Origin of the sequence: Puniceibacterium antarcticum, assembly GCF_002760615.1 — a bacterium.
In the GTDB taxonomy this organism is placed as follows: domain Bacteria; phylum Pseudomonadota; class Alphaproteobacteria; order Rhodobacterales; family Rhodobacteraceae; genus Puniceibacterium; species Puniceibacterium antarcticum.
This window is the reverse complement of sequence record NZ_AWWI01000071.1, coordinates 22,014-29,286: the sequence shown is the minus strand read 5'-3', so window position 1 is coordinate 29,286 and position 7,273 is coordinate 22,014. Positions and strand designations below refer to the sequence as shown.

The 7,273-nt window shown below is 63.3% G+C and carries 8 protein-coding genes; 3 read left to right on the top strand and 5 right to left on the bottom strand.

Features of this window, described 5'->3' with window-relative positions:
• Window positions 1–125: 125 nt before the first annotated feature.
• The gene (locus P775_RS11345; RefSeq protein WP_099911115.1) at window positions 126–1,337 is read right to left on the bottom strand and encodes a 3-deoxy-D-manno-octulosonic acid transferase; all 1,212 of its coding nucleotides are present in this window, start codon (window positions 1,335–1,337) and stop codon (window positions 126–128) included.
• 3 nt (window positions 1,338–1,340) lie between these two features.
• The gene (locus P775_RS11340; RefSeq protein WP_099911114.1) at window positions 1,341–1,580 is read right to left on the bottom strand and encodes a DUF4170 domain-containing protein; all 240 of its coding nucleotides are present in this window, start codon (window positions 1,578–1,580) and stop codon (window positions 1,341–1,343) included.
• Window positions 1,581–1,807: 227 nt separating this feature from the next.
• Here P775_RS11340 and P775_RS11335 point away from each other — a divergent pair, with 227 nt between their 5' ends.
• Together P775_RS11335 and P775_RS11330 are read left to right on the top strand one after the other, a co-directional pair.
• Window positions 1,808–2,284 carry a BrnA antitoxin family protein gene (locus P775_RS11335; protein WP_218967667.1) on the top strand — a complete coding sequence of 159 codons (477 nt, stop codon included), beginning with the start codon at window positions 1,808–1,810 and terminating at the stop codon, window positions 2,282–2,284.
• A 106-nt stretch (window positions 2,285–2,390) separates the two neighbouring features.
• Window positions 2,391–2,837, top strand: coding sequence for a hypothetical protein (locus tag P775_RS11330; protein ID WP_143520877.1), 447 nt, complete (start codon window positions 2,391–2,393; stop codon window positions 2,835–2,837).
• 128 nt (window positions 2,838–2,965) lie between these two features.
• Here P775_RS11330 and P775_RS11325 read toward each other — a convergent pair whose 3' ends face one another.
• Complete coding sequence (locus tag P775_RS11325; RefSeq protein ID WP_180287416.1) at window positions 2,966–3,670, bottom strand: Crp/Fnr family transcriptional regulator; 705 nt, start codon at window positions 3,668–3,670, stop codon at window positions 2,966–2,968.
• A 782-nt stretch (window positions 3,671–4,452) separates the two neighbouring features.
• Here P775_RS11325 and P775_RS27565 point away from each other — a divergent pair.
• On the top strand, window positions 4,453–5,076 hold the full coding sequence (locus P775_RS27565; RefSeq protein WP_245875644.1) for a VPLPA-CTERM sorting domain-containing protein: 624 nt from the start codon (window positions 4,453–4,455) through the stop codon (window positions 5,074–5,076).
• A gap of 67 nt (window positions 5,077–5,143) precedes the next feature.
• Here P775_RS27565 and P775_RS11315 read toward each other — a convergent pair whose 3' ends face one another.
• The gene (locus P775_RS11315) at window positions 5,144–5,920 is read right to left on the bottom strand and encodes an inositol monophosphatase family protein (protein WP_099911111.1); all 777 of its coding nucleotides are present in this window, start codon (window positions 5,918–5,920) and stop codon (window positions 5,144–5,146) included.
• On the bottom strand, window positions 5,907–7,253 hold the full coding sequence (locus tag P775_RS11310; RefSeq protein ID WP_099911110.1) for a TldD/PmbA family protein: 1,347 nt from the start codon (window positions 7,251–7,253) through the stop codon (window positions 5,907–5,909). Before P775_RS11310 ends, P775_RS11315 begins: the two co-directional genes overlap by 14 nt.
• Window positions 7,254–7,273: the final 20 nt, after the last annotated feature.

Here is a 7,273-nt window from a genome sequence, read left to right as displayed (position 1 = left end):
CCGCAGGCCCGGCTGGCGCAGGCGGCGCGCGGTGGCGGCCGCGGTCAGATGGCCGAGGGGAGAGAGCAGCCGGGCGCGCCAGTCCAGCGCCACGGGGCCGGTGTTCCAGAATTGCGGTGCCTGCATCAATGTGCCTCCATCCGGTCGAAACGGTCCACCATCAGGTCAACCACCCGGTCGGTCATTGCCGCCCCTGCCGTCACGGTTTCCCAGCCTGCAAGGGCCATGGCGGCCGCGCGGTCGGGGGCAATGAGGTGTGACACGGCGGTGGCGAGCGAGTCGATATCGTTGACGATTCGCGCCGCCCCCGCCTCGGCCAGGCGAGAATACGAGGCAAGGTGGCGGCCCACGGCGGGGCCATAGAGGATGGCGGACCCCAGCGCTGCCGCCTCAAGCGGGTCATGGCCGGGCAGGCCGGGCACAAGGGAGCCGCCGACAAAGGCCAGCGGCGCGACGCGGTACCACAGGCCCAGATCCTCGGGTCCGGATGTCAGCAGGACCTGGGTGTCTTCGTCGGGCATTTCGCCGGCATCCCAATGGCATACGCGAAATCCGGCGGCTTCCACTTGTTCGGCCACAGCGTGCTGATCAGCGGGGTCGTCCGGCACGACGATCAGCAGCAGACGATGCGCCAGACGCGAGGCGCGGCCATGGGCGCGCAGGACAAGGCTGACCTCGTCCGGGTGCAGGCGCGCGGCGAGCCAGACGGGGCGGGCGACCAGCAGCGCGGCCATCTCCTCGTGCTGGCGGATCGAGCAGTCGAGCGGCACGGCAGCCTCGGTCAGGGGGCCCGCGACGATGAGGTGTTCAGGGGGGAAACCCATGCGGCGCAGGCGGCGTTCGGCGGCGGAGTCGGTGGCAAGAATCGTGTCGAAATGCGCCAGAGTCCCCGGGGCAAGATCGGGCAGCCAGCGCGCGCCGGGCGTGGTCCACTCGCGGTCATCGGCGTCGATCAGGGTTAGCCCGCAGCCGCGTTCAGAGGTCAGATGCAGCAGCGCCGGACGCAGGGCATGGCTGGTCCACAGACAGTGATCCGGCGCCCAGTGAGTCAGGAAGGCGTTGATTTCAGTAAGATTTTCTGCCGGAAGCTGATCGCGGGTCATGCAGGTGTCGATCACTGTGTCCGGGCCGGTCAGCAGCACGCCCAGATCGGGGCGCTGCTGGCGGATTCGCTGGCAGACAGAGATCAGCGCGCGGTTGCGCGACGGGGTGTCGCTGTGCACCCAGAGCAGGCGTCCGGCGGGGCGTTCGGCACGGTCTGAAAAGGCCGGGACCGCGGTTGCGCGATCCCGGTTCAGAGCCAGATAAGCCTTTAGGCTGAAGGGCTTGCGTGGCAAGTCTTAGTCCAGCTTTTCGGTTCCCGACGCGGCAGTTTCCTCGTCCCGCAGGCGGTGCAGATGGGCGATGAAATACCGCATATGGGCATTGTCCACGGTGCGCTGCGCCTCTGCCTTCCAGGCGGTGTAGGCGGAATCGTAATTCGGAAAAATGCCAACGATATGAATATCTTCGACGTTCTTGAACTGGTTCTTCGCGGGGGTGACGAGTTCCCCCCCAAAGACGAGATGCAGGCGTTGCATGGATGGTCCTTTCCGTTGAGGCTGACGGTCGCTGTGACCCTTAGCGATCCATGGGGTGAGGTCAAGCGAGCTGCGCCCATGTGGTTTATGGAACGCGTCTGGAAACCGTATGGTTTGCGTATGGCCGCGGCGCGCGGTGGGCCAAGGCCGGGTTAACCGCCAGCGGGCAGTCTGGTCCCTGCAAACTGGGCCCTGAAAACTGGCCCCTGCAAACCGGAGCAGACCCCATGGAAAAGAGCGACCCCACCAAGATGACCAAGGCGGAACGCCTGCACTTCAGTTTTGGCATCGATGCGCTGAGCATGATCGAGCACGAGCTGCTGGACCTGCACTGGGCGGCGCGCAGCTGTCCGCGCGACTGGCACGAGATTGCCCGCGACCGCGACCGGCGCGACGCCAAGCGTGTGAAGGTGACGATCAATCTGGATGCGGATGTGGTGAAATTCTTCAAGGGGATCGGCCCGGGCTATCAGCACCGCATCAACCGGGTGCTGCGCGCGTTCATGCATATGCGGCTGGCCAAGGTGGTGGACGGGCCGGACACCTCTGACCTTGTCCTGCGCCCCGAAGCGGTGCTGGAGCGCGTCCGCGCCCGCCGACCCGAATGGGGCGACTACGCGTTGTGGGAAGAAGACCGCAAGCGGTTCCTTGAGTCGGAGCAGGCTGAAGCCGACGGGGCGCGGGGCATGCGGGAGTGGGAGTGAGGGGGGTGATCTGTCGTTTGACGCTTGCCAGTTGGCCACTGGATTAATCATGTGTGAGTCACACCAACCGGGCGGGCAGCAGTTTATGTGTCAGAACGAAATTACTTTGGCCAACTACGGAGCTAGGGCTGGCGATTTCATTCGCAGCGCGAGCATACTTTGCACAAATTTTCACGACGGCTGGCTTCCGTCTGCTTGCCTCTTGCTCGGCTTCTCGTGCGAACTTCTGGCGAAGCGGCGCCTGCTGCGCACGGGGGTCGTCTCTGAAGCACAACTTCGTAAGAAGCCCTATGGCCACGATATTTCGCGGATGTGGCGGGTCGAAACGGAACTGTTTTCAGAAGCCGAATGCCTCACTTCGAAGCTCAAGCAAGATCCAGAGAATAACGGCGTGGATGCCCACTTTGACTGGGGCTTGCACTTCGATGAATTAGCGAAAGCACATTCAAGCGAAAGTGACTATTCGCTCCGTTACCACCACAGCGAGCAGATTTTCGCAGACCCAAAATCGGTTACGGTGGTGTTGGGAAACATCTGGCTCGCAGAACAGTAGAAAGCCCCAACCTGTGCCAGACAAGCTGATGATCTTGGCGCAAACCGGACCTTCGACCCACACCCCGACCCTGACTCAAGCCGCAGGCGCTCGCCCGGCGCGGGGTGCCCATTAGGAACGCGCGCCCCTCAGCCGCGGGCGAAGGTCCGCAGGGCGTCCGCGTCGCGCAGATCGATCCAGCTGTAGCCGATTTCGACCCAGCCTTCGGCCTCGAACCGTTTCAGAACAGAGTTGGCCGTATGACGAGAGACATTTGCCATCTCGCTCAGCTCTGTCTGGGTCATCTGGCCCCGGGTGCGCTGAGTCTGTTTGCCGGAAGCTGAGCGGTCATCAAGGATCCGGAGCAGCACAGAGGCGATGCGCAGGTCCGACCGGCGGATCAGCAGGTCAGAGACAGTGCGCGACATGGTTTCCTGATTGTATTCGGTCAGGGACATGAATTCACGCTGGGCATTCGGCAGGCGGCGGCGGATGCGGTCCACGGCCTGCAGCGACAGGGACAGCACGCGCGAGGGTTCCAGCGCGCGAAAGCTCAGGTAGCGGGGTTTGCCCCAGGTCATCGGCCCCTGCCCGAACCAGGCGCCGGGGCGGTAGATATGCCCCAGGACGATGCCAGCCGATTCGCTGCTGGCGTAGACGCCAAAGCTGCCCTCGGCCAGACCATAGATGCCGCCGGGGTCATCGCCGATGTGATAGGTGAACTCTCCTCTGGCGTAGGATTGCAGCTGCACCTCTGCGCGCAGGGCGGACTGAAAGTCCCCGCTGCGTTCGCCGAGCCAGCCGGTGCTGACCTCGTCCCAGAGATGATCTGCAGCCGCAGTGCTGTTTCGCATGCCGTGTCCTGTTCCTGCAATTTTCTCGTGCTCAAATGACAGCGTTTCGGGATACACCTGAAACGGATGTCCGGGGCGCTTGCTTCTGTCGCGCGTGAAATCCGACGCCCGGTGTTTTTGGTCAAGCCAGCCGCGCCTTATGGCAAGAAAATGAGGGGCAATGTCAAGTTTTGGACATTCTCGGTCGCTGGAGGGTGTATAAAAGGTGTTGGAGCGTTGCTCCGCAGACATTTTAATCAGTTATTTGATCAAGTGGTTTCGGACCCGACGGGCCGCGCAAGGGAGTTTTCCCGAGCGCGGTCCACTTTTTTTCGGGGGCGTGCGGTCCAGGGGGCTTTGGGGCGGACCTGATCCCCGTCGCGCAGCCCGGCCAGACCATTGCGCCAGACCCCTTTGGCCCCGGCCCCGTCTGCGGCGTTGATGCCGTTGAACCGCAGGCAGTGTCGGCCTTGTCGCTGATTCTTGCGCCCGCCACTGGCAGGATCAGGGCCTGGGCGGGGATGTTCCGTTTCGACGAGGGGTTTTGACCAAGAGGCTGAGGCGGTCGGCGCGCTGGGCTGTTTGTGTCGCGCTGCTGGAGATTAAAACGAATTTTACTCTTATTCTTCGGCAGCTTGGGATTTTGACTCTTTTGGGTGCAATACCTGTGCCACCCGCAAGGATTCGATGGCGAGAAATATGGAAATATAAAAATCCGGTTAATTCGAAATCTATTTATTGCCGTAGCGGAAACTGCTGATATAAAAGGCGAGTTGTAAATATTTTCCCGGCTCCGAGCTGGATTGTCCCGCTTGGCCGTTAATGTCAGGTATTTAGAAATGATTTTTAAAATCAAAAGACTATTCGGAGTCTGTGCCATTGCTCTTGGCCTGACGGCAGCACCTGCCTTTGCCACAACCTATAATGTCAACCTTGGCATTGGCGCGGGCAGCGTTCAGGGCACCATTGAGACTGACGGTACCGTAGGCACGCTGTCACAAAGCAATATCACAGACTGGCATCTGGATCTGTTCGACGGCACCTACAGCTTCACTCTGATCGGCAATGGCTCGGTCGGCGATAATTCCGATTTTCTTCTGATTGGTTCGCAGTTGTCTGCAACCCTGACACAGCTGACATATAACTTTATCAGCAGCGGAGTTGCTCTGTTCCAGGCGCCAACGACAGGGTCTGGCAAGACTTTCTTTTGCATCGAGGGCCAAGCCTGCAGTTTCGGGAGCAATCAGTTCTCGGTTATGGGCGGAACCGATATCAACACCTTACAACTTAGCGCGCCCCAGTCCGGGCTGGTGGTCTTTGGAACGGTTTCCGCTGTTCCGCTGCCTGCCGGCGGTCTGCTGCTGCTGGGTGGTCTGGCGGGGATTGCGCGTCTGCGCCGCCGCAAGGGCGCTGCCGCACTGGCCTGAACGGGCCTGACCTGACGCAGGGATTTCGCAAAGAGGCGTGGCGGGTGCTGCGCCTCTTTTTGTGGGCTTATGACCTGCGCAGGCCGTCAAGGACCTCTTGCCAGACGAACTCGGCGCCGGCGACGACCCCGTTCAGCTGGGGGTGTGGGTTGTTGAACTGCAGCGGTTCGCCGGTCTTGTCGCTGATCTTTGCTCCGGCTTCGGTCAGGATCAGCGCGCCGGCAGCGATGTCCCATTCCCAGCTGGGTCGCAGGGTGAACATGGCGTCATAACGTCCCTCTGCCACGAGGCTGAGGCGGTAGGCGAGCGAGGGGCGGTGGCTGCGCCGGAAATCGGGCACGGCGCCGTGCCAGTGGTGCGGGTCGAGGTTGGGTTTTGTGGTCAGCACATTTGCCGCGCTGAGCGTGGTGGGGGCGGCGACGGCGATGGCACTGCCGTTGAGCCGCGCGCCCTGCCCGAGGGCGGCGGTGTAGAGCTTGTCCTTGAGCGGCAGGTAGACGACGGCGGCGGTGATCTGGCCGTTGCGGGCAATGGCGAGGGAATGGGCCCAGGTGTCTTCGCCCGCGATAAAGGAGCGTGTGCCGTCGATCGGGTCGATGATGAAGGTGTGTTCGGCAGCAAGGCGGGTGGGGTCATCCACCGATTCCTCGGACAGCCAGCCGTAGTGGGGGCGGGCGCATTGCAGCCGGTCGGAGAGCAGGGCGTTCACGGCAAGATCGGCGGCGGTGACCGGGCTGTCGTCGGATTTGAGCGTCACGTCGAGCGGGCCGCCGATAAAGCGGGTGGCTGTTTCGGCAGCAGCGAGGGCTGCGTCGGTGAGAAGGGTCAGATCATTCGCCGGCAAGTGTCAGCCCCTGCACGAGAAGCGATGGCACGACGCGCGACAGCCAGGGGCGGGCATCGTTGGCGGGCTGTAGGGTTTTCAGCATGTCGCGCAGGTTGCCCGCGATGGTGACGCCCGACACCGGATAGGCGATTTCGCCGTTTTCCACCCAGAAGCCCGCCGCGCCCCGGGAATAGTCGCCGGTGTTGGGGTTGATGGTCGAGCCGATCATCGAGGTGACCAGCAGGCCGGTGCCCATGTCGCGGATCAGGTCCTGACGGGTCTGATCGCCCTGCGTGAGGGCGATGTTCCAGTTCGAAGGCGTGATGCCGCCCGAGGCAGAGCGCGCGCCGTTGCCGGTGGGATCAAGGCCAAGCTTGCGCGCGGTGGCAAGATCAAGCGTCCAGTTCTGCAGGACGCCATCTTCGACGATGTTGCGGGTGCGTGTGGGCAGGCCTTCGCCGTCAAAAGGGCGCGAGCCCATGCTGCGGGGGCGATGCGGATCCTCGGTCAGGGACAGGGTGGCGGGCAGCACCTGTTCGCCCATGGCAGAGCGCAGCCAGGAGGCGCCGCGCGCGACCGCAGCGCCGTTGATCGCCGAGAGCAGGTGGCCGATGAGGCTGGACGAAATGCGTTCGTCAAACAGCACCGGATAGGCGCCGGTTTTCGGCTTGCGCGGGTTCATGCGTTCCAGCGTGCGGTGTGCGGCAGAGGTGCCGATATCCTCTGGGCTGCGCAGATCTGCCTGAAAGATGCGGGAATCGCCGTCGTAATCCCGCTCCATCCCCGTGCCGGTCCCGGCAATGGCGACAAGCGAGGTCGAGCGCGAGGTGATGCTGTAGCCGCCCGAAAAGCCGTTGGTGGCGGCAAGGTGGATGTTGCGCGCACCATATCCGGCAGAGGCCACGTCGATCTGGGTGATGCCGTCCACGGCGCGGGCGGCGGATTCGGCGCGGCGTGCATCCTCTTCAAGCTCGGCCGGGGAGGGTTCGGCGGTGTCGTCGCTGAGCTGCAGCGCGGCCACGTCCCAGTCCCGGGCCAGCTGCGCCGGATCGGCAAGGCCGATATTCGGGTCTTCGGGGGATTCGCGGGCCATGGCGACGCAGCGGGCGGCCATGGTTTCCATCGCAGAGGCGCGCAGATCCGAGGAAGACACCGAGGCAGAGCGCTGCCCGATCAGGACGCGCAGGGCGATATCGGTGCCTTCGGAGCGTTCGGCATGTTCCAGCGTGCCGTTGCGCACATCGATGGACAGGGCGGTGCCGTCGATGGCCACGGCATCCGCCGCATCAGCCCCCGCCGCGCGGGCGGCAGAGAGAAGGGCTTGGGTCAGGGCGGGCAGATCATGGGACATCGGGGCCTCTGGTTGCTGTG

Excerpts from the sequence above, each read along its gene's own strand:
- P775_RS11335 (WP_218967667.1), top strand. The coding sequence starts at position 1,808 with ATGGAAAAGAGCGACCCCACCAAGATGACCAAGGCGGAACGCCTGCAC.
- P775_RS11325 (WP_180287416.1), bottom strand. The coding sequence starts at position 3,670 with ATGCGAAACAGCACTGCGGCTGCAGATCATCTCTGGGACGAGGTCAGC.
- P775_RS11340 (WP_099911114.1), bottom strand. The coding sequence starts at position 1,580 with ATGCAACGCCTGCATCTCGTCTTTGGGGGGGAACTCGTCACCCCCGCG.
- P775_RS11310 (WP_099911110.1), bottom strand. The coding sequence starts at position 7,253 with ATGTCCCATGATCTGCCCGCCCTGACCCAAGCCCTTCTCTCTGCCGCC.